The organism is Pseudomonas sp. HS6-2 (assembly GCF_049325675.2).
GTDB classification, from domain to species: Bacteria; Pseudomonadota; Gammaproteobacteria; order Pseudomonadales; family Pseudomonadaceae; genus Aquipseudomonas; species Aquipseudomonas putida_N.
The window spans coordinates 3,739,791-3,764,108 of the sequence record NZ_CM143906.1 but is presented as its reverse complement, the minus strand read 5'-3'; the positions used below and the strand labels follow the sequence as shown (position 1 = coordinate 3,764,108).

Genomic DNA, 24,318 nt, shown 5'->3' with positions numbered 1-24,318 from the left:
TCATGGTCAAAAGTAACGAACCGAATGCTGGCAGCAAAGCGCTGGAGTCCGAGAGCCATGATCTGGTCAAGGAACCCTCTTTCCCACTTGGCAGTATTGGTAAGGGCAAGTCCTGGCAGGTCGAGGGCGACTACGAGCATTTCGAGGAAGGCGATGACCCCTATGTGGGTCTGGCCCCCCAGGCGTCTCTCTGGCAAGACATCATCTTGCCCGTCAAGGCAAACCCAGATCAGGGTGGCCGGCCCGATTTCTGGCTGGGATGTGAGTACGATACCGGCCGCCTGACTGACTGCTGGCTGGAGATCTATGACTTCACCGATGGTAAAGAAGGGACGCTGCTGCAGAAACGTGTAATGGAAGGCATCCAGCCGAAGGAGTCGCAAGCGTCTGACGCACTCGTGACCTGGACCACCTTGCCCTTGCAGCGCATCGAGGGTCTGGACAGCAAGATCACCGCTATTCGCATGAAATTCACTGCGGGCAAAGGCAACAACCGCCTGAGTGTGCGCAATACCGACCTGGATGTGCGTTTACCCGCGTTGGCCGCCACGCTGAGGCTGGTCGTTGATCCGGACGGTTTGAAAATCGAGCAGACAGCCCCCCCGTACAAGTTCTGTCATGGGGCAGTGCATCGGTTCGACATTTCAGAGGTAGAGACTGACAGTTGGCTGCACCAGAAAGCGAGTTTGAGCTGGCATGGCGAGACGTTGCCCGTTGAGTACGCATTACAGGCGAATCCACCCTTTAACCGGGGAGCACCGGATGAAGAAAGCTTCAAGTCACTCGAGAACGTCACGGCCTGGTCGGTGTCTTCAAACGCCAAACCGGACGCGAATTCAGGTCCTTTAGCGCTAGGCATCACTAGCTATTGGCAAGCTGAGATACGGGAGGTTGCTGCGAGTGTTGGCGACTACGTAAATGACTTGAGCGCGATCGCGGGGGGCGATGGCGTGCTGATCATCGACGACGAGAACGCCAACAAGGCGACGCTCTCCACTACTGTGTTCAACCATTTCGCACCTGAACGCAAAGTGGAGAAGATCCCGGTCGAGTGGTCGGTCAATGGCCGTGCGCTCGGCACGGTCCCTGCCGATCAGCAAGGGCAGTCGAAGATCGATTACAAGCCCGAGAAGGGGGATGAGGGGGACACCAACCAGGCCGAGATCACGGCAATTGTCAAGAATGAATTGGGCGAGGCCAGTCGGCAGGTCAAAAAACTGAGGGTGTTCACCACCAGCCCTTGGTTGGCGCAGGTCCAGGTGTTGCTTGATGACAAGGAGGTGGACCTCAAGAGCCTCGGGCTGCACCTGAGTCACGGCGACAAGGGGCGCAGGCTGGTTTTGAAACCCAGGGCGATCCCGGGGAACTTCTTTATTGGCCTGGATGTGATGCTGGATTCACCGGGGAACAGTGCTGGGAAGCTGGGCATCAGTTTTGCGCCTGCAACACCACGAAAAATGCCTGAAAGTGGCTTGGAATGGCTGATAGAGGGGGGAAGCACCAGCGGAGTTTTTACCTTCGAGGCCAAAGCGACAGACTTGAGCGTGCCACTCGTTTTGAAAGGTGTGCAGATGTCGCAAAACCTGTCGGATGAGGCTGACCTGACACTACCGGATACCACCCCGAGTGGCGCCCCACTGTTTTGGCGTGCACAGCCCGGAATACCGCCCGGAATAGTCGCCCTCTTGCCCAAAAAGGATAGTCCTTTGGCTGGCCTTGGGCTTCAAACCTGGTTGAGATTCGTAAAAGTCAACCTGGAGCAAAGCAGCATACCTGCGTTACCGGCCTATGAGGATAAGAAGCCCTTGATGACAGCGGGCATGGAGTGGTCGTTGACGGGAGGGGCAGCCAGCGGGGCCTTTGGCCTGGAGATACATGTCGAAGGTTTCCCCAAGCCGTGGGTTGTGCCGAAAGCCGTCTTGCTGTCGAAAAACTTGAACCATGAGGCCGAGATACAATTACTTCAGTCGCCGATGCTATTTAAGCGTGGGGCCCGTCAAGACGTCACGTTCGTTGTGAAGGATAGTAGTCCGTTGAAGGAGCTTGGATTCAAGGGGGCAATGAAGTTTCTTGATGGCACTGTCAAGCAGGCGAATATGCCCGCTGACCCTGGGTACGGCGTTTTGAAGCCAGTGACAGGAAAACTAACCTGGTCGCTAACAGGGGGCAATGTCAGTGGCACCTTTGGGTTTGAGATTTCTGTAGAGGGCTTCAACGTGCCATTGCGAGTAGAGGTCGGCAAGGCACTGCTGATGTCGGCTAAGCTCAGCGATGAGGCCGTTATCAAGATTGATGGTGCGGTACCCGGCGACATGGTGGTGTTCAGGCGGAACAAGCCTTACACAGTCGAACTCGTGCCCAAACCCGGCAGTCCTCTCGGTCTTTCCCGCTTGAAAGGGTGGTCAGACATCAACCTGCCTTCTAAACCCGCAAGATCGGACGAGCGAGAGATGACAGCCAACGGCCTGAAATGGGAGGTGACCCCCCTGACTCAAGCAGCAAATTTGATTTGCAGCTGTCTATGAGAGGGTTCACCGATCAGGGGGTGATCATCAAGGATTGCCTGGTTTTAGCCCAAGACTTGAGTGCAGAGGCTGAACTTCAAGTCGTAGGTTCCAGTGCCGACGGCGTGGGGTATTTCTGGCGCAATACGCCTGGGGAAGTTCGGCTTGTGCCCAAAAGTGGCAGCCCATTGGCGGGAAGTGTGTTCGAAGCCACACTGATGTTCGTTCCGGTCGCAGGTGGTATTACACAGGCACAGTTGCCTGCGACACCAAACTACAAGGCGCCACAGCCCATTGCAGTGACAGGGAGCAAGTGGAGTTTGACACCGGCGGATGTCAGTGGCGCTTTTGCATTAGAGATAAGTGTGAAAGAGCTTGCCGGGTCGCTGAAGTTGGAAGTGGGGATGGTCCTTTCCAAGTCACTGGCAGATGAAGCGGATCTCATGCTGGATGGAAAGGTGTTGCCAGCGCCTGTTGTGCTTTATAAAACTCTCGGCAATCAAAAGTTGGTGCTGCAACCCAAGCCGGGTAGCCCACTCGGGAAGGCCAATCTTAGCGGGACCTTGACGTTCAAGAGCACTGGAGGCCTGGTGGAATCCGAGGTTTCGTTTACCCCGGAATTCAATAGGCCTCGGGAGATGACAGACGAAGGGCTGGTATGGAATCTGAATAAAACCACCAAGAGCGGTACGTTCGGGCTAGAGGTGAAGGTTGACCGACTGCAAGGTGTATTAGGCGTCGCCAAGTGCTTCCTGATATCTAACCAACTGGCGGACGAATTAACCATTGTGAACCCGGGTTCCTCAGACAAGCTAATGGTACGAGGCGAGTCAGATACCAGTGCTTTCGTGGTGACCTGGCCATCCAGCAGTCCGTTGATCGAATTGGGAGATGAACTTTTTCTCTATGCATCGGGCGATGTTGATTGTGTGGCAGCCATACCTCCGGTTGGTGAGAAAGTTAAAATGACTTCAGCGGGGCGTGCGGAGTGGAAAGTGACTGGCTCTGGCACTAAAAGTGGTAAGGTAAATCTCAGTCTGAAGTCGAACTTCACCTATGTAAACGCCAAGGATGTCACCTACAGGGTCTACTCGAAGTCTGTGAAGGATGAGATTCGCATTCAATTTGGAGGGCGGCTTATCCCTGCTGATCAGTGGGGCTTGGAGGCAGGGTTTCGTGCCCAGACGCTGCTGGGTATCGATCCTGTCTCGTCGGCGCTCACGGGGAAAGGCTGCAAAATAAGTTACACCGTCGATGGGGAGCAAGATAAGATTTTTATATCGCTTCCTAATCCTCGTGACTTTGCTGGAGGCGTCTCTTATCTTGTGTCTTCAGACATATTTAAGGTCCGGGTCTGGACTATTAATTTTTCTTTTTCTGTCAATGGGCAGTCTGTCAATTTTTCGGACAAGGCATTTTTACGAGTCAAGTATACGGGCTGACATTTCGGGACGCGCCGAGGGCTGGCTTTGGCTTGGCGACAAAGATAAGTGCAGGAGTGGTAGTCACTAATTGAATGGAGTATTTCAATGTTTGAACCCTCATCTCCCTCAACCCCATCGCCAGATGAGAGCCGCACTCCGTTTTTCTCTTCGCCTTCGCTACCCAAAGGCGGCGGCACCGTCTCCATCGGCGGCGGTATGCTCTCCGCCGGTGGCCCGGACGGCGCCGCCGGCTGGCAACTGCCGCTGCCCTCGCCAGCAGGCCGCGCCCTGTCCGCCGAATTGACCCTGCAATACTCTTCCGGCGGCGGCAATGGTGCGTTCGGCGCCGGCTGGGACTGCTCGTTGCCGGCCGTGGTGCGCATGACCCGTTTCGGCTTCCCGAAATACGATCACAGCGACCGTCTGGCAGGCCCGTCGGGCGAGGAGATCCTGCGTGCAGGCGCGCCTCGCCAGGCCAGCCGCTTGCCGTTGGCCGAAACCCCGGGCAGCTTCACCGTGACGCCGTGGCGGTCGCGCCGTGGCAGCGCGGCGGAGCGCCTGGAGCACTGGGTGGAGAACGAAGGCAAACAGACAGCGGGCTTCTGGCTGCACTACCCCGGTGACGGCAGCCTGTCGTTGTACGGCTGGTCTCCATCGGCCCGGCTGCAAGACCCGGCCCACGCCGGGCATGTCGCCTGCTGGTACCTCGAAGAGACGGTTTCCGCCCAGGGCGAGCATGTGGTGTATCGCTACCGAGGTGAGGATGCCGAGGGCTGCAGCGACGATGAGCTGACGGCCCACCCCGTGGTCACTCACGTCTACCCCGCGTCAGTGCATGCCATGAATGTCACACCCTCGACCGCCTTGCTGATCCCGCAGGACGCGTTCGTGGAAAGCGACTTCCTCACCTTCACCCTGTTCGATTACGGCGAACGCGGCGCGGACCCCGGCACACGGCCACCGCTCGATCCGCAACAACCCTGGCCGCTGCGCCAGGACCGTTTTTCGTTCTGGCGCTACGGCTTCAACGTGCGCGTTCGCCGCCTGTGCCGCGACGTGTTGCTGTGGCACCGTACTGCACGCATGAAAGGTGAGGGCGACGACACACCCACCCTGGTGGCCCGCATGCACCTCGATTACGACAGCAGTACGGTCACCAGCGTGCTGGTGTCGGCGCAACAGGTTACCCATGAAGCCAGCAGCCACATGCCGCCGCTGGAGTTCGAGCTGAGCCGTCCAGGCCGTAACGAGCCGGCTTGGCAGGCGCTGGCGGAACTGGACGGTTTCTGGTCGCCGGCCTGGCAATTGGCGGACCTGTACGGTGAAGGCATCCCCGGCTTGCTGTACCTGGATCAGGGCGCCTGGCACTACCGAGCACCGCAACGGCGCAAAGGCGGCGAGCAGGACGCGATCACCTGGGGCGCGCCCCAACCCCTGCGGATTCAACCAGACAGCACGACGGGCACGCTGATGGACCTGGACGGCGATGGTCGCCCGGAGTGGCTGGTCACTGCGGGCCTGTGCGGCAGCTTCACCCTGGCTCCCGATGGCACCTGGGGTGGCCTGGTGCCGTTGAGTGCCTTGCCGACCGAATTTCATCACCCGCTGGCGCAGATGACCGATCTGACCGGCGACGGGCAACAGGATGTCGTGCTTTTGCGTGCCTTGGGGCCTAGGAGTGTGCGCCTTTACCCCTCGAGCGGCACCGCAGGTTGGTTGGCCGCGCTCGCCAACAGCTACGAAGGCAGCGAGCCATTGCCTTCCGTTGAGCCTTCCGAGCACCAGCTGGTCGCGTTCGCCGACCCAGCCGGCAGTGGCCAGGCCCACCTGGTGCGCATCACGGGCGAGGGGGTGACCCTGTGGCCTTCGCTTGGCTATGGCCGTTTCGCCGACGCCATCGCCATCCCTGGCTTTGAAGTCGAAGACTTCAATGCCTCAAGGGTGTTCCTGGCCGACACCGATGGCGCGGGTACCACCGATATCCTTTACCTGCAGCCTGATGGCATTCGGGTGTTCGTCAGCCAAAGCGGCAACCGCTACCAGGAGGGCGCTTTCATTCCCGTACCACCCGGGGTGACGCTGGATGCGACCTGTTTCCTGCAGGTCGCGGATATCCTCGGCCAGGGCACGGCGGACCTGCTGCTGACCAGCCCCCATCATGGCCCGGGCCTGCAACCGTGCAGCTGGTTGTACCGCTTTAACGAGCAGCGCCCCTGGTTGCTGGACACCGTGGTGGACAACGCCGGTGGCCGCACGCAACTGGCCTATCGCAGCTCGGCGCAGGCCTGGCTGGATGAGAAAGCCGCGGTGATCGCCGCCACCGGCAAGACCCCGGTCAGCTACCTGCCGTTCCCGGTGCACACGGTCAGCCAGATTACCCGCTACAACGACATCACCGGCTTGTGCCTGGGCAGCCAGACCACTTACCTGGGGGGCATATGGGACGGCAAGGAGCGCGAGTTCGCGGGTTTCACCCGGCTGTTGCAGACCGACACCCATGCCCTGGCCAGCAAAGGCGCCGCTCACCTGTCGCCGCCTGCGCGCACATGCAGCTGGTTCCATTGCGGCATTGAAGCGCATGATCAATTTGCCCAAGGGGCCCACAACGAGGCCGAGCACGGCTTCGACCCTGGCGCGGTGCGCTTCACCCAGTGGCAGGCAGAAGGTGAGCAGGCGTTCGAGCCCGAGCCGGCCGAGCGTGCCTGGTTGTTCCGTGCCCTGCGCGGGCAGCTGATGCGCGTGGAAGTCTACGGTAAGGACGGCCATGAGCGCGCCGACCGGCCCTACAGCGTGGCGCGGCCACGTTTGCAGGTGCGCGCCTGCCCGACGGCCGACCCACTGCGCCCGGCGGCGCTGGTGACGCCGGTTCAGGCCCTGACGGTTAGCTGCGAGCGCATATCCGAAGACCCGCAGATCAAGCAGGACATCGTGCTGCGCCAGGATGCCTACGGCACGGTGCTGGAGAGCGTCAGCATCCATTACCCGCGGCGTCTCTCGCCTGAGGCACTCGAGGCAGAAGAGCAAGACCGGGCGATCTATCCCAAGTCGTTGCCGGAAGGGCTGATCACCGCCAGTTGCGATCCCCAGCAATACGATTGCTGGGTCAACCTCACGCGCACCACGGTGCACAACCTGGTCGGCGACGATAGCTGGGTGATCGGCTTGCCCGATACCCAGCGCAAGGATGTGGTGCGCCTTGCGGTCAGCGATGAGCCGGCCGCTGGTTTCACCCTTGAATACCTGCTGGAAAACGGCTTGCCGCTGGCCGACCCGGACAAGACCACCCTGGCCGGCTACGAGAAAGTGGTCTGGCGCGATGCCGACGGCAGCGGTGTGGCCAACGTGCCGTCACCCCAAGCGTTGGTGGCCTATACCCGCACCGCGATGCTCGACAAGGCCTCGCTGGATGTCTTGCGCCCAACCTTCGAGCAGACCTTACAGGCCCTGGTGGAGCAAGCGCTCAAGGCCCCCGACAACCACCCGGAGGTCTTGCAGCGGGTGCGCCAGCGCTTGCCCGCTCTGGTCGACGACGCTTCGCTTTATGCTCTGCTGCTGGCTTACCTGCATGCCGCACCACACGACCTGGACGCCAGCCTGTTGTTGCGTGCTGCCTTGAAAACGGTGATATCGGTGGACGGGTTACGCCAGCGTCTGCTGGCAGCCGATGCGGCGGGCTTGCCTGAAGGCCTGCAGGCGGCGGTCTACAAGGAAAGCCGGGTACCGGATGCGGCGCTGGGGGCGGTATTGACCTGGTTCGCCGATCAGGAAGGTCAGGGCAGTGCCAACCTGGCCACTTTGCACGCCAGTGTTGCAGTTGCCCTGGCCCGGGCCGAGGCATTGCCGGTGTTCTGGCGCACACTGCTGGCGGCGCTGCAGCCGACCGCCGCCGGCGTGCAGTTGCCGTTAGCCGCGCAAGCTTGGCTGGATGCGGTCCAGACGTTGCTTAACAGCCGCGTGCAAGCTGAATCGCTGGCTGAGCTGCTCAAGCGCGGTGGCTATGTCGCCATGCATCGCGCCCCTGATGCGCCGGAGCTGGCCGACCCTCACGACCCGGAGGGTATCGGTACGCCGGGAATCCTGGGCGAACCATCGGTCGAAGAGGCCTATTGCGGGCACCACGGTATCAGCCTCTACCACGGGGCCGCGCAGTTCTGGTTGCCCAGAACGGTGCAGGAAAACACGGTCACCGGGCCCAGCCAGCTGGAATACACCGCTCATGGCCTGGCGCTGCGCCTGGTCACCGACGCTGCAGGCCTGACCACGACGGTCGAGGCACATGATTGGCGTTTTCTCACGCCGATCCAGATCAAGGACGCCAACGACAACACCAGCACCGCCGAGCTCGATGCCCTCGGCCGGGTACGGCACACGCGCTTCTACGGCACCGAGACGCCTGGCGGCAGTGATGAAGCGGTGATGAGCGGCTATACCCCGGAGGTGCCCTTCGACCCACCTGTCTCGGTCGAAGCTGCAGTTGCGCTGAACCTGACTAAGCAGGTCCCGGTGGCCCAGGCGTTCACCGTCATCGCCGACAGCTGGATGCCGCTGGCGCCGAGCGCCGATGGCAGTGTCGATGGCACACGACGGTGTGGCGAAATGGCCTGGCGTCGCACTGCCCAGTGCCTGAGACGGGATGGGCTGGCCGTGCCATCGATCATGGATGGGCGCACGCCGCCCCATGTGATCCAGATCCAGACTGACCGCTATGACAGCGATCCCGAACAGCAGGTCAGGGTCAAGGTAGTGCTCAACGGCGGCGGCCAGATCTTGCAGACCGCCATTCTCAACCCGCCGGGCGAAGCCTTTGTGCGCACTGAAAAGGGTGGGTTGGAGACCGACGACAAGCAGCTGGCCGTCACCCGCGACACCGAGGTGCGCTGGGCGGTGACCGGCAAGACCGAGTTCGACAACAAGGGCCAGGCGGTGCGCGTGTGGCTACCGTTCTACCTGGACGACTGGCGTTGGGTCAGCGACGACAGCGCGCGCGAGGGCATCTACGCCGACACCCACTATTACGATGCCCTGGGCCGCGAGTTCAAGGTGGTGTGCGCCAACGGCGAGGATGTGGAAGGTGAGTGGGCCAACTACGAACGGCGGGTGCAGGTGTACCCGTGGTTCACCGTTTCGGAGGACGAGAACGACACCTGGGCCGAGGTGATCGAGCTGGCGCGGGTCAGGGCTCGGCGGACATTGCACTGAAGCCAGGAGGCCCTCTATGGTCGTCAGCTCGTTAGCCCTCCAGCATGACGGCACGCCTGAGGTGGACGTCAATGCCAGCACTGGCGATCAGGCGCGGGGCCTGCGCTTGTTGCGTGCCCCGGACGCTGTTTTGCCGCCGCGCTGGTTGGCCACACGTAAGCTAGGCGACCGTTTGGCGCGCACGGTCTACCAGTTTGGTGCTCGCCCGCTCAGGGCAAATGCCGAGGCGCCACTGCGGGCCGACGCTACCACCCTCCATGGCCTGGGCGGGCAGTTGCTGAGGCTGCATACCGTTGACGGTGACGCCACGCAGACACTCACCGACAGTGCAGGGAGATCCCTGTGGTCATGCAATGCCCAGGGCACGGCGTGGTTCCACGCTTATGAAACGCCGAATGAAGGCGGGCGCTTGCTTGCCGTCTTCGAACAACCGGCTGGCGGCCGTTGCCGCCAGCGTGAGCGCCTGCAATATAGCGAGCCGGTGTTGGCGAACCGTGAACGCAATCTGGCGGGCGGACTCACTACGCACTTCGACAATGCCGGGGTGATGCACATTCGCTCGCTATCGCTGGGTGCTCAGGCGCTGGAGACGCAGCGGTGTTTGTTGCCCCCCCAGGCGCAGCAGCCAGACTGGGTTGTCAGCAGTGAAGATGAACTAGAGCAGCCGCTGCTCATGACCAACCAGTACGATGCGGGTGGCGCCCTGTTGGTGCAGGTGAATGCGGTGGGCGTCACCAGGCGAACGACCTATGACATCAGTGGCGCGGTGGCGCAGGTCTGGATGGCGCAGGGCGCCGCCAATATCCTGGTGCTCAGCGCCGTACGACGCCGGGCAGACGGTGTGCTGCTGGCGCAGACGGCGGGCAATGGCGTGGTCGACACCTTTACCTATTCAGCCCGCAGCCAGCGCTTGATGCGACACTGCACCGCCCGGCCGAGTGATCACGCATTGGGTGCGCTGGTGATCAGCGATCTGCATTACCGCTACGACCCGGTGGGCAACATCCTTACCCTGGATGACCAGGGTGCCGACCCGGCCTGGCACCGCAACACGCGAGCTGACGGCTTGCGCACGTATGCCTACGACACCTTGTATCGCCTGGTGTCTGCCAGTGGCCGTGAGCGCACCCCGGTAGCGGGTACCTGGGCGCCAGCCTTCGCAGGTTCGGACCGCAAGGGTGGTGATGCCTGGGGCCGCTACACCGAGCACTATAGCTACGATGACGGCGACAACCTGATTGAACTCAGCCACAACGGCGGCGCAGGCTCGCGCAGCCGCAAACTGGTGGTGTCGGTGCAAAGCAACCGCGCTTTGCCCGAGGGCCACAACTTGACGCCGGAAACCGGGTTCCTGGCGGGTGGTTTGCAGAGGCAACTGGCCGACGGCAGGCCCTTGAGCTGGCAAGCGGATAATCAACTGCGCCAGGTCAGCCTGGTCACGCGCAATGATGAAAACGATGACACAGAACGTTACCACTATGCCGATGGCGGAACCCGTACGCGCAAGATAACGACGGTAAGGCTCGCAAGCGTGTTACAGAGCACGATCACCACCTATGCCCAAGGCTGTGAAACACGTCTACGGCAGCGTGATGATCTGGTGCAGAGGCAAGTGTCGATCACTGATTACGACGGCGTGCGCTGGGTGGAGGATTGCCTGAGCGGCCACGTGCATCTGCGCTATGGCTTTACCGACCATTTGGGCAGTAGTGCCGGGGAAACAAACGCATTGGGCGAGCTCGTGTCGCGTGACGAATACGCGCCATTTGGCGATACCACCGGGTGCGATGAAGATGCGCTGGAGGTCGGGGGATTGTTGCAGCGGACCTTGCGCTATTCCGGCAAGGAGCGGGATGCGACCGGGCTGTATCACTTTGGGTGGCGCTTTTATCAGCCAGCACTGGGCCGATGGTTGAGTGCCGACCCAGCGGGAACGGTGGATGGGGTCAATTTGTTCAGGATGTGCCGTAATAATCCTGTCAGGTTCAGCGACCCGAACGGCAGCAATCCCGAAGACGATGTGGAAATGTACGAGCATGACACCGAGTTTTCCATGCGGTTGGCCGCGGCCGTCGCTTCGATTCCCTATCAGGCGAGATTGGGCAATGTGCTTTATCGATTAGACAGCCAAGGGCAAGACGCCAGCGCCTTGCTGTCGCCAAGGACATTCACGATAACCTCACCACCACAAGTGGACGAGGACCGCTTCAAGGCAAGCTTCCTGGCATTGACAACAGCGGAGAAGAGCGCAGTGCGCAGCTGGACAGCACTGGAGGCTGGCTCCTCGGATGAGTACTACAGTGACGAACCCGGAGTGCTAGAGGATGAGCGTGAATCTATCAACTACGACCTGAACAGTCTTTTGTACCGTGGCCAACCGTTGCCATCAAAATATCTGGCTGCGCATAAGGATCTGTCGTCCGCGCTCGGCAAACTACCTTCCTCTAGGGGGGATTTGCTGCGTATTGATGGCTACACCGAACGTGAGCAAATTCCTTGGGGCGTGGAGATAGTCCCTGGGGATATCGTCACTAACTATCCAGCCTATATGAGTGCATCGGATGAGACGCGCTATGCATCAGACACGTTGGGGGATGGGGAGTATGATTCGTATGCCATGTATTCATTGTCAGAGACCTTCAACGCAGTACCTTTGCTCTATGGAGTAGCCTCATTGGCGCTGGTAGAAAGTGAATACCTCTTCGCACCGCAGAGTTTCTTCCAGGTCGAAGGCATCACTTACGCACGACCTGCATCCAGCGAGGCCGGTTATGCGCCGGAAAGAATCGGGGTGAGGTTGAGACAGGTTGCTTATGACACAACAATGCGTGCGAAAAACATACATACAGGGCGACCGGTGAACTTATGATTGGTTTGGCCAGGTAGCAACAAGGGGCCGCAAGCGGCCCCGGGAATCTCAAAGCTGCCCGAAAGCCTGAATTTCGATCCGGTATTCAGGCGCCGCCAACGCAGCCCCCACACAGGCCCGCACCGGCGGCTGGCTCCCCGCCCAGGCGTCATACACCTCGTTCATAGCAGAAAACTCGCCCATGTCCGCCAGCCAGATCTGCATGCGCGTAAGGTGCTGCTTGCCAGCCCCGATCTGCGCCAGCCACTGCTCCAGCTGCGCCAGCACGCAACGTGTCTGCGCGGCGATATCACCCGCTTCCAGCGCAACGATCCCCGAGGTCTCGATGCGCCCATCCACCAGCACCATCTGGCTGGCCCGTGGGCCAGGGTTGATACGTTCGATCATCTGCCGATTCCTCAGAACAGCACGTAGGTCTTGCGCAGGGTTTCGTGGATATGCCACACGCCTTCGCAGTTGTCCGGGAACAGCACGGCATCGCCGGCTCGCAGTTCCACCGGCTCGCCACCGTCCGGGGTGAAGGTGCAGCGGCCGCTGACGATATGGCTGAACTCGCGGTTCTTGAGGAAGCGGCGGAACACGCCCGGGCTGCTTTCCCACACGCCGATGCTGGCGCCGACCGCTTCATCGGTCTGGTCCTGGGCAGAGGCGGCATGGGCGATCGGTTCGCCGATCGGCAGGCGGGCAGGGGCTGGCTCGCCGAGGCAGCGGCCTGCTGCAGGTCGAGCTTGCTGGTCTCGGGGGCCAGCCACCAGGAGACCAGCGCACCGAACAGCGAGATCAGGGCGGCGGCGAACATGGTGTTGGCCACGCCATAACTGGCCAGGGAGATCGGTACCAGATAGGCGCCCACGGCGGCGCCAATGCGCGACAGCGAGGTAGCCAGGCCCACAGCAGAGGCGCGGATCTCGGTAGGGAACAGTTCGTTGGGGTACACGTATTCCAGCACCTGGGCACCGCCGATCAGCACCGCATAGGCGCCGAACAGCACCAGCACGGTGGTTGGCGAGGCGTCCGGGAACACACCCAGCAGCACCAACGACAAGCCCGACCAGAGGAAGCTGTGGATCAACATCTTGCGCCGGCCCAGGCGGTTGATCAGCAGGGTCGCCAGCAGGCAGCCGAGGGTGAACAGGAAGGTGATGGTGATCGAGCCGTAGGCCGCCCAGTCGCCGGTCAGCTTCAGCGCCGGCAAAACGTTCGGCGCCAGGGTGCCTTGCCACCCAGGCGCGTCTGTTCTTCTTCGGTCAGCGCGCGGGTCATGCTGGCGTAGGTGACAAGGGATTATATTCGTGTTGTTTTCTCCACTATCGCATTGGGGTTTGTGGCGGGCATATAACGGGAGGGACGGGTGGTGGAATGTTCAGGCAGTGGCCGGCCTGGCCCTCATTCAGCGCTTGAACGGTGTTTGTGCATTGTTCAATATCTTCGCATGCTCAGGGGTTGCTACAAACCCGCTGCCTCTCTCTATGAGCGGTTGAGCCCAGTGCGACGGAACCGCCGTGTTCGTAGCGCTGTAGAATTCAAAGAGCTCGGTGCTGTTTTCATAAAGGGTCCATTGGCCCTGGTAAACCATGGCTACCGGAAAGGGGCCTGGCCTTGCGACCACGCCTGAATACCCATTATCACGGATTACTTTTTCGTGCTCGTACTGCCACATGTAAGAAACGAAATTTACCTGAGGCCCATGACGCACAACGTTCATAGCCGTCTTGGCGAACGGACGTGAAGGGTCCACGCGGTCTACTCCGAAATTGATCAAGTCTATGATCCGCTTTTCCTCGGCACTCCCTGCGGCGGGGATTCTTCCTCTTCCGTTTTCAACGTGAATAACATCATGCATGTCGTAATCGCCGGTATAAGGCGTCAGAATCCCGTGCTTTATCCATTTGCTGACGAGCTCGTTTTTCTGAGTGTGCTCCAGGCTGATTGGATAAGGGTGGTTCTCATCGCTCACCTTGTTGTATGCATAAATGCCGCGAACCCCAGACGTGCCCCACTGGCCAACCCTGCCCAGGAAACCGCTGGCCGCGGCCAGCGTGATAGCCGATTCAGCATGGTCGCCATAGATATTACTTAACGAACTGCGTTTTATCGTTTTCTCGAGTATGTCGTGCCCTTTGGCTGCCGCACCTTCCCCCAGAGCCGTGATTGTGTGAATTCCGGCCTCGCGTACGCTTATTGCCAGGTTTTCATCAAGTGAGACTTTTTCGAACACAGGCCTGTGCAAAGGATGTACGAAACATTCATCCACCAAGTCTTTGGCCGCCTGCCCGGTTTTAATTAGTCCATCAGTGTCAAAGAACGTGACTGGATTGTTGGCAATCATGCTGAACAGGTTCAGCCCGTCTACCGCCCCCGCGGGGTCTGGGCTCAGCCAGCGGCCCACCCATGGCTGATAGTACCGAAAACCGTAGTAGTACAACCCTGTCGCGTCTCGCTCCTTGCCCGAATAGCGCACCGTCTTGTAGGGCGCCTCTACTTGGCTACGGGCCGCCCACACTGCCGTGCCTCCGTACGGATAGTATTCCTCCAGGCTGATGATGTTGCCTGCGCCATCCACTTCCAGGCCGCTGCTGCCTGTCAGGTTGGCGTAGCTGTAGCGCAAACTATCGTTGCTGATACCGTCAGGCAGTCCGCAAACCCAGTGCAGCAGGCGTACTGGCGCACGAGCGGTGTTTCCGATCGTGATGATGTGTAGGTTCTCCGATTCCACTCCAGCACAGTTGCTCGTACGCAGTTCCACACCCGGCAGATACAGCACGCGTTGTACCTGTGTGCCATTGAGGGTCATCTGTTTCCTCACCTTGAGCAGGCGCTGACTACCAGAATCATATCGGTAGTGTTCGATATCGCCGCTTTGACCATCACGTTCCACCGGTGTTACCGACAGCAGTTCCCCTCGTGCTGTCCAGTTCAGGGTTTGCCTCGGCTGCAGCTGACATTGATGGCCGCCTGCGTCGAATAGTTCGTCAACTGTGAATGGGTCCTGCGTCAAGGTGCTCAGTACACCCCGGTTGCTGCGGTTGCTGATCGTGATGGCAGTTGTGTAGTTGTTGTTGATGGCCGGCGAACTGTGGCGTATCTGCGTCAGGTTGCCAGCGGTATCGTAGGTATAGCTGCGGGTATAGTTGGTGTAGACCGAATCATCTCTTGGCCAAGAGAGAGTGATCGACAAGGGCAAGGTGCCCGGTTTGGCGAGGGTTGTCACCTCACGCCCGGCAGTACTGACCAGTTGATACAAGCTGTCATAGGTGTAGGTATTCAGCGGCTCTACTTTCTGCTGACGCCAGAACCGGGGCACTTCGGCAGCATTGCCGATGCTGAGCACATTGCCCACGGGGTCGTAGTCATAATGCAGATCCTGCAGCACTTTCGCGCCTGCTCCATGGCCGAACGGGCGTTCGGTTGTCATCACCCGTAGTCGCTGAGTTCGCGAATCGTAGGCGAAGTGGGTCAATACGCCGTTGCCGTGCGCTTCGCGCAGTTTCTGGCCGGCCGCCGAAGAGGTCAGGGATTTCACGATCACCTGCTCTTGGCCGTCTTTCAGCGTCAGCCAGCTACCCTTGAGCCGCCCGGCCAAATCATGCATGAACCGCTGCTGATTGCCCTGGGCATCGGTACTGGTCAGCCATCCCCCGAGGGCATCCAGGGTGTTGCGAGTAATAGCGGGGTCGCTGGCTAGCAGATCGCTCCAGGCTAACTCATGCTCGCCGTGCCAGTCGACGGTTGCGCTGTCAGCCAGAAACTGACGGGTAACCGACAACGGGTTGCCCGTCAGGGCCACGCTGTCGATCTGGATCATCCCAGCGGTATCGTAGTGACGTACGCACTGACCGGCCAAGTTCGCCGATCGTTCGACTGAAGTTGACCCCGCCCAGATCCGACGCTCGACGATACGAGTCGCCTCGCCGGGCGACTGCTCCCGTATTGCCAGCGGGCGGCCAGGGAGGGAGTCATCCTCGTAGTCCCAGGCGTAGGTGACCCCGGTGGCTCCGACGGCCAGCAATGACTGCCCGGCAATATCGTTCAGCGCAACGGTGCTACCTGCATCGACGCTATCAGTGCGCAGGGTATCGCCGAGCAGGGACGGCTGGTGCTGAAAGTTGGCCAACACAGACCCATCTTGAGCCTGCAGAGCTGCCAAGCGTGGATCCATGCTCTGTGTCAGAAGACCGCGAGCCTCGTACTGCTGATACGTGATGCGCTCGTTGGTCTCTGAAGGTGTGTCGGGGTGGCGGTGGTACTGCAGCTTGCGGATTGGCAGATTGCGGTTGTCCAGTACTTGCGCCGTCGGAGTAGCGGTGTACAGAAGGGAACAAGATTGTGTCGTCATCCTCATGCGCCGCGTGCACCGTTGAATGATTGGCCTGAGTGTCATTCAACGGTACATGGGCCGGGCGTACAACTGGCAGAATTGTCAGTACAACGAGTCAGCCGTTCAACGGTTTCGCCGACCTGTCGCTGGAGGGGTATGTGTTCATGCCGGAGGACACCGGGATCGTGCTGACCGAGTTCAGCCATATTGAGGCGTGGAAGCAGCAGATTCAGGCCGACGTGGTCAATGAAAGCCATTTCAGTTGCACGTTTGAGCATCCACTGCACCTGGTATTTATGTCAGTTCCGCATTTTCGATCACCTGTATTAGGCTCTTCGCAAACTGCTGGAGCGGAGTATGGAAACGGAAGCTTGGGCAGCACTGCATGCAGGTACACCGGAAGTCGCTGTCCGGGCTGGCACTGGCGCCTTGGTGCAGACGCTGTACTTGCTTCGCCACCCGGACGGTAAGCTGTCAGAAACCGCTGCTCGGCTGTTGCGAGTCTGCACAGCAGCAGACATTCCCGCGCGTACCGAGCGCCAGTTCGGTGCAAGGGCACTCAAGGACACGGATGGTGAAAGGAGGGCAGACGCTACCACTATAAGCACGTTGGGTAAGCAACCTCTGTTGCTGCATACTGCAGACGGTGATACCAGCTTCGCATTGGGCGACGTTGCAGGACGCGCCCTGTGGGCCCGCAATGCCCAAGGCACCGTCAACTGCTTTGAGTATGAAGCTTGCTCGGATGGCGGTCGCCTGTTGGCTATCACCGAAGTGCCTCGCGCTGGCCCTGAACGGCAGCGAGAAAAGTTTCTCTACGCTCCCGCTGATGATAGGTATCGGCACTGTAACTTGGTAGGCGCCGTAACTGACCATCATGATAATGCGGGCACCTTGCAGACGCGATCGATCTCGCTCACCGGCGAGCTGATGGCATTGGACAGGAGGGTGCTCTGTACAAAGGCCTCCTTGCCGGACTGGGCTGGCAACAGCGAAGATGAGCTTGAGCCTGAAGTGCTGACGGTGACAGCGAATTATGATGCTCTTGGGGCTCAGCTCAGCCAGACCAATGCGGTGGGAGTTTGCACCAGAGTTGCCTACGACATAAGTGGTGCAGTGAGTGACACTTGGTTTGATGATTGGCCTATTCTCAGGTCCAGTGAGCGTCGAGCTGATGGGGCATTACTGTCGCAGACGGCAGGCAATGGTGTAGTCGAAGCCTTCGAGTACTCGGAAAGAGCGGGTAAGCTGATGCGGCACCGCACTGCGCGTCCGGTCGATCACGGCCAGGGCGCACTATTGATCTGTGATTTGCACTATGCGTACGACCCTGCAGGCAACTTACTGTCGCTTGATGACAAGAGTGTCGAGCCAACGTGGTACCGTAACGAAGTCACCAATGGGCTGCGCCGATATGGTTACGACACCCTGTACCGCCTGGTGACAGCGACCGGGCGCGAGCGCAGTCAGGAAAAACGTAACCCGCAGTGCTACGGGTCTGCGGTTGGTCGTACTTGGCAAAGATACAAGGAGCAATATACCTACGATGACGGTAATAACCTCATTTGCATCCATCATGATGGCGGGGCAGGTACGCGTACTCGCAATATGGTTGTGTCGACGTGTAGTAACCGAGCGCTGGTACAGGGCGATGGCATCGATCCAGACTCAGGGTTTCTGAGTGGCGGCCTTCAGAAACAGCTAGCAGGTGGTAAGCAGTTGACATGGCTGGCAGATAACCAATTGCAAGAGGTGCAATTGGTTGTCCGTGGGGTAGATGGAAAAAATGATGTGGAGCGTTATCACTATGCCGCCATCAATACCCGCATACGCAAGGTCCGAACGGCTAATACTATCAGTGGTGTTCAGACCATTGTCACTACCTATGCCGGTGGCTGTGAAGTGCGACGAAGACTACTGGATGGCAAGCCAAACCCGCTCAAGCATGTGGCGATCACCGAGGTGAGCGGCGGCCGCTTTATAGATGACCGTTTAGCTGGCAAAGGTTTTTTGCGTTATGTGTTCAGTGATCATCAGGGCAGTTGTGGCGGAGAAACGGACCAGTACGGAAAAGTGGTAGCCCGTGAAGAATATGCGCCGTATGGGGGCACGACAGGGCTCGATGATGAGGCGGCGGAAGTCACCGATTTGATGCAGCGCACGTATCGTCATGCAGGCAAGGAGTGTGATGCCTCTGGGCTTTATAAATATGGCTGGCGCTATTACCAATCCGACGTGGGAAGATGGCTTTGTGCTGACCCAGGAGGCCTCATTGATGGCTTGAATCTGTACCGTTTCAATCGCAACAGCCCGATGCGCTTCGTGGATTCGGATGGGCGAAGTCCCACCGACTCTTTGGAGGCGAGTGCCTCAACGTCGACTGGAAATGACATCCCATTACTGGCGGGGCTTACAGTTGAGAAGCAAAACAAGAAGGTATATAGGGTTGACACAAGGACGCTCGGAGAGATAAAGCACGCCGGTGGGTTTACTCCGTACGCCAAGGGGGAGAGTGTAGTAAGCGGCTTGCGCGGACGTGGATTTTCCACTGCCATAACACCCCATGCTGCACTGATATGGGGCGGCGCGATCGCTCACGATGGAGCAAAGGTCCATTTGTATGAGCTTACACTTCAGAATACAGCTGCCATTTCATTTGATGATCAGAAAGATCTAGCGGTACAGGGCATGATGAACGGGGACAAATCTACTGAATTTATGATGCGTGCTGAGGTTTTTGTTACTGAAACGGTGCCGAACAATAATATAAGACTTCTAGAGGTATTTGATAAAAGAGCTTTTAAAAAAGAGACGGCATTGATGGAGGATGGCGTTGCAACTACTTTTGCTAGAACCGTCGAATTTTTTGCTGAGCTGGCTGAGTCGGTGGACGACGAGGGTCCAGGTTATCCGGAGATTGGACTCTTGAAGAAACACTGCGATAAAATCGATGGATTTATTGCTGAGTATGAAAAGGGACTTAAAGGTCCCGAGGTACCTAAACGCCCTCCCTCAACCCTGAGATTTTTGTAGAGTCACGCGCCATTAACGGAAAGGAATTCTGTGGTAGCAAGGCGCTACGAACTCACGGACGAGGCCTGGGATGTGGTCTCCGATCTCTTCATCGAAACCCATGGCCGGGGCCGGCCGCGACTGAGCGACCGACTGATGCTCGATGGCGTGCTGTGGGTACTTTGCTCGGGTGCTGCATGGCGAGATATGCCTGAGCACTTCTGCCCATGGTCAACGGTGTATCAACGGTTTCGGGGCTGGCGAAACCAAGGGACTTTCGAGCAGATGCTCAAGCGTCTGCACCCGAGATTGAATGAGCAGGGCTTGATCGATCTGCAAACCTGGATGATCGACTCAACTGCAGTACGCGCAATCCGAGCCTGCCGATCATGCTGTAGGCCGCGGTCGCGGCGGCCTGACCGGCCCAAATACCGCCAGCGCAACATCATCGAGCACATGTTTGGCTGGCTGAAAGAGAACCGCCGGATCGTGACCCGCTTCGACAAGCTCGCGAAAAGTTATGCTGCCTTAGTCTCGCTGGCTTGCTCCATGCGGTGTTTGCGATATCTCTTTTCGTACAGAGCCTAACACAGCACCTGGGGGATGCAGCCCGATGGATGGGCCGCCTGGCAACTTGTGGTGTAAGGCCCAGAACCTCATATTGACCTGCGCCTGCAACGGCGGTAAAAGGGGCGCGGTGTACTGGGATCCAGTTCGTTCAGTTGGCTGCCGGCCGCGACGAACCCGGCATGTTCGGCCAGGCGCTGGCTGGCGAGGTTGTCGATGTCGGTGGTCAGCCACACCGGGGCATCGATGGAGTCCAGCAGGCAGGTCAGCGCTTCGCGCAACAGGCCCTGGCCGCTGCTGGCCTGGTTCGCCCAATAGCCCACTTCGTATTCGTCATTGCCCGGGCGCAGGCCAATGCAGCCGATGACATCCCCGCTGTCTGCGGCGAGCACGAAATAGCGCTTTTCCTTGGCCGGGTCGAGAAATTCCTCGGCGCTCAGTTGCAGCGTTTCCTGCACTTCCTTCAAGGTCCAGTCGGGCTTGGCCCAGGCCAGGAACGGCTGGTGCAGCGCGTAGCTGTCGAGCAGTGCCTGCCGCAATTGCTGGGCGAACGCCGGCGCGGGGCGGACCACCAGGGTACGGGGCGTGGACAAGGTACGGGGTAGATCGGGGTAGGGCATTACAGGCCTTCCTGGCGGGTTGATCGGGCAAGCTAAGCACATTTTTGTGTAATCTGTGCGAGCTGTTTCGCGGTTTGCCGTGAACGCCCAAACCGATCATTCAAAGGAAACTGAAGGTCCGCCCATGCCCGACTACACGCTGCATTGCTTCGCCGAATCCGGCAACGCCTACAAAGCTGCGCTGATGCTCGAACTCACCGGCCAGGACTGGCAACCGGTGTTCGTCGATTTCTTCAACGGCCAGACCCGCGACCCGCAGTGGCGCGACGAGGTCAACGAGCAGGGCGAAGTGCCGGTGCTGGAACACGCAGGGCAACGGCTCACCCAGTCGGCACTGATTCTCGAATACCTCGCCGAGCGCACCGGCAAGTTCGGCCCGCGTGACGACGACGAAAAACGCGAGATCTGGCGCTGGATGCTGTTCGACAACCACAAGTTCACCAGCTACTACGCGGCGCTGCGGTTCCTGCTGTGCCTGAAGAGGACCGGTGAGACCGATGTAACCGGCTTCTTGCGCGAGCGGGCCACGGCGGCTTACCGGATTGTCGATGCGCACCTGGCGAAAACCCCGTTCATGGTCGGTGGGCGGCTGACCATCGCCGACCTGTCGCTGGCGGGGTATGTGTTCATGCCGGAGGATACCGGGATCGTACTGACCGAGTTCAGCCATATCGAGGCGTGGAAGCAGCGGATTCAGGCAGTGCCGGGGTGGAAACACCCTTATGATCTGATGCCCCGCACGGCGTAAGCCTGTACCGGCCTCTTCGCGGGACAAGCCCGCTCCTACAGAAGATCCGCTGACTCCTGAACTGCGCCCCATTTGTTGGACAGTCTGTGATTAGGCTGCTGCAGCCTGACTCCTGTATGCCACGGGAGTCAGGCCGCCCAGCCCCATCTTGATTCGATCATGGTTGTAGTAGTTGATGTATTCATCGATTGCCGCCCTCAGCTCTGCGATGCTGGCGAAGCGCTGACCATGGTACATCTCTATCTTCAGTGTGCCGAAAAAACTCTCCATTCGTGCATTGTCCAGGCAGTTGCCTTTGCGCGACATGCTCTGCTCCAGCCCCTTTTCTTCGAGTCGATTCCGGTAGGCGTAGTATTGATACTGCCAGCCCTGGTCGGAATGCAGCATCGGCTTGGCTCCTTCCGGTAGCTTCGCAAGCGCCTGCTCCAGCATCTGGCCGACCAGAGGATAGTGCGGCGAAGTATCGATCTGATGCGCCACGATCTCCCCGCTAAACAGGTCCAATATCGGCGATAGGTACAGTTTCTCACCCGCCACCTTGAACTCGGTCACGTCTGTTACCCATTTCTCGTTGGGCTCTGCTGCCGTGAAATCGCGCTCCATTGTGTTGGGCGCAATGCGTCCGGGCTGACCGCGATAGGACTTGTACTTTTTCACGCGCACCGTGCATTTGAGGTCGAGTTCACCCATCAGCCGGCGCACAACTTTACTGTTTACTATTTGGCCAATGTTGCGCAGCGCTGCAGTCATGCGTCGATAGCCATAGCGCCCCTTATGCCGCCCCTGGGTCTCACAGATATGAGCCTTTAACGGGGCCAGCTTGTCACCTGCAGCCATCACCTTGAGTTGGTAGTAGTACGTACTGCGCGCCAGCCCAGCCAACTTGAGCAGGTTGTTGAGGGGGAATCGGTTACGCAAGGCCGAGATGATCAGGACTTTTTCTTCTCGGCCTTCTTCTGCCTCGCCTTCTCCTCGCGCAGCTCTTTTAACTTTTTTAGATAGGCGATCTCCATCTCGGCATGGCGCAGCTTGGCCAGCAACTCGGCGTGCGAGAGATCTTCATCGGCTACAGGTGGGGTGTTGGCGGGTGGAACAGGTGGTTTAGGCATGAGACTGCGCGGACCTTTGCTCTTTGCTGTCAGGGCTTTGATGCCGCCACTGTAGTACTGCGATTCCCATATGCCTATCTGGCTGGAGTGGCTCATATTGAAAACGGCTGCCGTCTGGCGCAGCGATAGCTTGTCGCGCCACATCCGCTCAAGCACCGAAAGCTTGAACTCAGGGCTGAAAGTCCGTGTTTGTCCGCAGAGGCTAGCCTCGCCATGGATGCGATAGCTCGCGACCCAGCGCCGAAGCAAGGAGGGATCCATCTGCAACTCAGATGCGATGGTGCGATAGCCAATGCCTCGCTGCAGAAAGGCATGGATGGCTGAAAGTTTGAACTGCTTGGTGTGCTTGCTCACGTAAAACGCCCCTGAGGTTGGATTTTTTGTCCAACATCAGGGGCGCAGTTCATCCTGTAGGAGCGGGCTTGTCCCGCGAAGAGGCCGGCACAGGAAAAACCAGTCAGTACCTGACTTCAACCCCTACATAAGCCCCGATCCCGTCCCCTGGCCAGAACGACGCGGTATCCAGCCCGCGCGCGTTGTACACCGGCGTCACCGCCGTCACGTAAGCCTTGTTCGCCAGGTTCTTCAGGTCCAGCGACACCTTCCAGTTGCCTTTCGGTGCCTCATAACCCAGGTTCGCCCCCCAGATCGTATACGACGGTGCATAAAGGCTGTGGGCATAGTCCACCGCCGTGCGCGATGCCGATTGCACCTTGACCCCGGTGTACCAGCCGCTGTGGTCCTGGTATTGCATCTCGCCCTGGTAGATGTGCTTGGGCGCGCCCGGCAGCCGGTTGTTGCCGAAGGTCTGTCGACCAATCTGGGCCAGTGCAGGCACATGCAAATTTCAGATGGACAACCGCACCACCCGATTATCCAGCACCTGCGGTGCCTGCGCCCGGCGCTTGTTCACCACCAGCTCGCCGATCGCAATCAGCCGCGTGCGCGTGACGTTGCGCGACAGTCCCAGCAACTGCGCGGTATGCACCTGGTTGTAATGGCAGAAGTGATACGCCGAACGCAGCAGGGCGTTCTCGACCTTCTCGTACAAATCCCCGGGCTGTTCCTCATACAGCCGACTGAACGCCTGCAGTAGCAGATCGTCCACGCCATGGCTCGTCGGCTCCTCCTCCCGGCGTTCCAGGCGCAGGTTGGACAGGCGCAGGTCCTGAGCCTGTACCACCCCGTCGCCGGAGGTCAGCAGGCTGTGGTGAATCACATTCTCCAGCTCGCGAATATTGCCCGGCCAGCTGTACTCGACCAGCTTGGCCTGGGCCTTGGGGCTCAGTTCCACCGGCCCATAGCCCAGCCGCTCGCTGTAGCTGCGGATGAAGTGCCGGGCCAGCGGCAGGATGTCCCCCGGCCGGTCGCGCAGCGGGTGCAGTTGCAGGGTGACCACGTTCAGCCGGTAATACAGGTCTTCGCGGAAGTGCCCGGCATTGATGGCTTTCTCCAACTGCACGTTGGTCGCCGCCAGCACCCGCACATTGATCGGGATGCTCTTGCGCGAGCCCAGGCGCACCACTTCCCGCTCCTGCAACACGCGCAGCAGCTTGACCTGGATCGGCAGTGGCAGGTCGCCGATCTCGTCGAGGAACAGCGTGCCGCCGTTGGCCTCTTCAAACCAGCCGGCCTTGGCCGCCAGGGCGCCGGTGAAGGCTCCCTTTTCATGGCCAAACAACTCGGCCTCGACCAGCGATTCGGCGAACGCACCGCAGTTGACCGCGATGAACGGGCCTTTGCGCCGGCCGCTGAGGTTGTGGATGTGGCGCGCGACCAGCTCCTTGCCCGTGCCGGTTTCGCCAATGATCAGGACGCTGGCCTCACTGGGGGCGACCTGTTGCAGGTGGGCGAGCAGCGCCTGCGACCTGGGGTCTTCGAAGACCTGTGCGGTCGCCCTGATCGAGGTAGCCAGTGTCGGTGACGGGGGGAGGGTCAGCAGTTGCAT

General features: G+C 59.6%; 14 protein-coding genes and 2 pseudogenes. 8 read left to right on the top strand and 8 right to left on the bottom strand.

What is annotated here, in order from left to right; all coding sequences use genetic code 11:
* Positions 1-2 precede the first annotated feature (2 nt).
* The 4 genes from ACOKS3_RS17395 to ACOKS3_RS17380 all read left to right on the top strand — a co-directional run bounded on the left by ACOKS3_RS17395 (position 3) and on the right by ACOKS3_RS17380 (position 11,996).
* Positions 3-2,525, top strand: a complete 2,523-nt coding sequence (locus ACOKS3_RS17395; protein ID WP_422764359.1) for a hypothetical protein — start codon at positions 3-5, stop codon at positions 2,523-2,525.
* Positions 2,526-2,545: 20 nt separating this feature from the next.
* Positions 2,546-3,946 (top strand): hypothetical protein, encoded by a 1,401-nt coding sequence (locus tag ACOKS3_RS17390; RefSeq protein WP_422764360.1) that lies wholly within the window; start codon positions 2,546-2,548, stop codon positions 3,944-3,946.
* Positions 3,947-4,033: 87 nt separating this feature from the next.
* Positions 4,034-9,127 carry a SpvB/TcaC N-terminal domain-containing protein gene (locus ACOKS3_RS17385; RefSeq protein WP_422764361.1) on the top strand — a complete coding sequence of 1,698 codons (5,094 nt, stop codon included), beginning with the start codon at positions 4,034-4,036 and terminating at the stop codon, positions 9,125-9,127.
* A gap of 16 nt (positions 9,128-9,143) precedes the next feature.
* Positions 9,144-11,996 carry an RHS repeat-associated core domain-containing protein gene (locus ACOKS3_RS17380; protein WP_422764362.1) on the top strand — a complete coding sequence of 951 codons (2,853 nt, stop codon included), beginning with the start codon at positions 9,144-9,146 and terminating at the stop codon, positions 11,994-11,996.
* Between the two features lie 48 nt (positions 11,997-12,044).
* On the opposite strand, the gene ACOKS3_RS17375 is transcribed toward ACOKS3_RS17380, so the two are convergent.
* The 4 genes and pseudogenes from ACOKS3_RS17375 to ACOKS3_RS17360 all read right to left on the bottom strand — a co-directional run bounded on the left by ACOKS3_RS17375 (position 12,045) and on the right by ACOKS3_RS17360 (position 16,332).
* Entirely contained in the window at positions 12,045-12,383 is a 339-nt protein-coding gene (locus tag ACOKS3_RS17375; RefSeq protein ID WP_422764363.1) for a RidA family protein, read from the bottom strand.
* Positions 12,384-12,394: 11 nt separating this feature from the next.
* Positions 12,395-12,748, bottom strand: coding sequence for a cupin domain-containing protein (locus ACOKS3_RS17370; protein ID WP_422764364.1), 354 nt, complete (start codon positions 12,746-12,748; stop codon positions 12,395-12,397).
* A pseudogene (locus ACOKS3_RS17365) lies at positions 12,700-13,203 on the bottom strand (MFS transporter); the annotation flags it as partial. The gene ACOKS3_RS17370 and the pseudogene ACOKS3_RS17365, both read right to left, overlap by 49 nt.
* A 183-nt stretch (positions 13,204-13,386) precedes the next feature.
* Complete coding sequence (locus tag ACOKS3_RS17360; RefSeq protein WP_422764365.1) at positions 13,387-16,332, bottom strand: RHS repeat-associated core domain-containing protein; 2,946 nt, start codon at positions 16,330-16,332, stop codon at positions 13,387-13,389.
* A 116-nt stretch (positions 16,333-16,448) separates the two neighbouring features.
* Here ACOKS3_RS17360 and ACOKS3_RS17355 point away from each other — a divergent pair.
* The 3 genes and pseudogenes from ACOKS3_RS17355 to ACOKS3_RS17345 form a co-directional block, all read left to right on the top strand.
* Positions 16,449-16,550 (top strand): annotated as a pseudogene (locus ACOKS3_RS17355) (glutathione S-transferase); the annotation flags it as partial.
* A 121-nt stretch (positions 16,551-16,671) separates the two neighbouring features.
* Positions 16,672-19,347: an RHS repeat-associated core domain-containing protein gene (locus tag ACOKS3_RS17350; protein WP_422764366.1), complete on the top strand. Its 2,676-nt coding sequence runs from the start codon at positions 16,672-16,674 to the stop codon at positions 19,345-19,347.
* 30 nt (positions 19,348-19,377) lie between these two features.
* Complete coding sequence (locus ACOKS3_RS17345) at positions 19,378-19,914, top strand: transposase (RefSeq protein WP_422764367.1); 537 nt, start codon at positions 19,378-19,380, stop codon at positions 19,912-19,914.
* Between the two features lie 68 nt (positions 19,915-19,982).
* Here the strand turns inward: ACOKS3_RS17345 and ACOKS3_RS17340 are convergent, their stop codons facing one another.
* On the bottom strand, positions 19,983-20,513 hold the full coding sequence (locus tag ACOKS3_RS17340) for a GNAT family N-acetyltransferase (protein ID WP_422764368.1): 531 nt from the start codon (positions 20,511-20,513) through the stop codon (positions 19,983-19,985).
* Positions 20,514-20,637: 124 nt separating this feature from the next.
* Between ACOKS3_RS17340 and ACOKS3_RS17335 the strand changes: the two genes are divergently transcribed.
* Positions 20,638-21,261 (top strand): glutathione S-transferase family protein, encoded by a 624-nt coding sequence (locus ACOKS3_RS17335; protein ID WP_422764369.1) that lies wholly within the window; start codon positions 20,638-20,640, stop codon positions 21,259-21,261.
* Between the two features lie 90 nt (positions 21,262-21,351).
* Here the strand turns inward: ACOKS3_RS17335 and ACOKS3_RS17330 are convergent.
* From ACOKS3_RS17330 to sfnR, 3 genes are all read right to left on the bottom strand, one after another.
* A protein-coding gene (locus ACOKS3_RS17330; RefSeq protein ID WP_422764683.1) for an IS3 family transposase occupies positions 21,352-22,724 on the bottom strand; the annotation gives its coding sequence in 2 pieces (ribosomal slippage) (positions 21,352-22,248 and positions 22,251-22,724; 1,371 coding nt in all).
* Positions 22,725-22,827: 103 nt separating this feature from the next.
* Positions 22,828-23,208 carry a TonB-dependent receptor domain-containing protein gene (locus ACOKS3_RS17325; protein WP_258035872.1) on the bottom strand — a complete coding sequence of 127 codons (381 nt, stop codon included), beginning with the start codon at positions 23,206-23,208 and terminating at the stop codon, positions 22,828-22,830.
* A 9-nt stretch (positions 23,209-23,217) separates the two neighbouring features.
* On the bottom strand, positions 23,218-24,318 hold the full coding sequence (sfnR, locus tag ACOKS3_RS17320) for a sigma54-dependent transcriptional activator SfnR (RefSeq protein WP_103447890.1): 1,101 nt from the start codon (positions 24,316-24,318) through the stop codon (positions 23,218-23,220).